The following is a 689-nucleotide window of genomic DNA, read 5'->3' as shown; positions in this document are numbered from 1 at the left end:
GGCGCAGCAGTATCCTGAATAGTGATCACCTGAGTGAAAGTGTCCGAAGTGTTTCCGCAGTCGTCTTTCACTGTCCAAGTGTTGGTGTAGGTTCCAGCATTTGCGCATTCTTCAGAAGCGGTAAACTGTCCGCTTACTTTTATAATATTTGAAACATCAGCATCGCATAAATCTGAAGCAGAAGGGAACATTGCCTGAGCATTTGCAAGCCCTGAAGCATCGCTGCATTCTAAAGTAGCATTCAATGAACCCGCAGCAGTTGTCCAAGAAGGCGCTGCAGTATCCTGAATAGTGATCACCTGAGTGAAAGTGTCTGAAGTGTTTCCGCAGTCGTCTTTTACTGTCCAAGTGTTGGTGTAGGTTCCAGAATTACCGCAACCTTCAGAAGCCGTAAACTGTCCGCTTACTTTTACGATATTTGAAACATCGGCATCGCATAAATCTGAAGCAGAAGGGGACATTGCCTGAGCATTTGCAAGTCCGGCTGCATCGCTGCATTCCAAAGTTACGTTTAGAGAACCCGCAGCAGTTGTCCAAGAAGGCGCAGCATTATCCTGAATAGTGATCACCTGGGTGAAAGTGTCAGAAGTGTTTCCGCAGTCGTCTTTCACAGTCCATGTGTTGGTGTAGGTTCCAGCATTTGAGCATCCTTCAGAAGCCGTAAACTGTCCGCTTACTTTTACGATATT

The 689-nt window shown here is 46.3% G+C and carries 1 protein-coding gene; it reads right to left on the bottom strand.

Annotated elements, in window-relative coordinates; genetic code table 11:
* Positions 1–689, bottom strand: a 689-nt coding sequence (locus DM444_RS00180) for an HYR-like domain-containing protein (protein WP_317048468.1), incomplete at both ends; no start/stop codon positions are given.

Source organism: Flavobacterium ginsenosidimutans (assembly GCF_003254625.1).
Lineage (GTDB): Bacteria > Bacteroidota > Bacteroidia > Flavobacteriales > Flavobacteriaceae > Flavobacterium > Flavobacterium ginsenosidimutans.
The sequence above is the reverse complement of the archived record's forward strand: the minus strand, read 5'-3'. Positions and strand labels throughout refer to the sequence as shown.